The organism is Campylobacter concisus (assembly GCF_002913545.1).
Lineage (GTDB): Bacteria > Campylobacterota > Campylobacteria > Campylobacterales > Campylobacteraceae > Campylobacter_A > Campylobacter_A concisus_AV.
This window is the reverse complement of sequence record NZ_PPBR01000059.1, coordinates 1-619: the sequence shown is the minus strand read 5'-3', so window position 1 is coordinate 619 and position 619 is coordinate 1. Positions and strand designations below refer to the sequence as shown.

Sequence of the window (619 nt, the reverse complement as noted above, 5' to 3'; positions counted from 1 at the left end):
GGCTATGACAATGAGTCAAAAGCTGTTTTAAAACAAGGCAACATCAGGGGCAAAGAGATAACTTGGGGCGATACACACCACCCAAATTTCACTGAGAAAAATGGTGAGTATGTTGGCGATTATCTATTTATCAACGACAAGGCAAACCCAAGGATCGCTGTTATAAATTTAAAAGACTTTGAGACAACTCAAATGGTCGTAAACCCTATCATGAAGAGTGAGCACGGCGGTAGCTTCATCACTCCAAACAGCGAGTATGTCATCGAAGCTAGCCAGTACGCAGCTCCACTTGATGACAACTACCACTCAATGGACGACTACGAAGCCGTTTATAGAGGCGCTGTGACATTTTGGAAATTTGACTATCCAAAAGGCAAGATCGACGAGAAAGCATCTTTCTCTCTTGAGCTTCCTCCATATTGGCAAGACCTAAGCGACGCTGGTAAGGGCGAGAGCTACGGCTGGGGCTTTACAAACTCAATAAACACTGAGATGTATACAGGTGGTATCGAAAAAGGTCTTCCTCCATTTGAGGCAGGCGCTAGTAGAAACGACACCGACTTCTTACATGTTTATAACTGGCAAATTTTAGAAAAACTTGCACAAGACAAGAAAAACT

1 pseudogene is annotated in these 619 nt (G+C 43.3%); it reads left to right on the top strand.

Annotated elements, in window-relative coordinates:
- Window positions 1-619, top strand: a pseudogene (locus CYP05_RS03720) (Sec-dependent nitrous-oxide reductase); the annotation flags it as partial.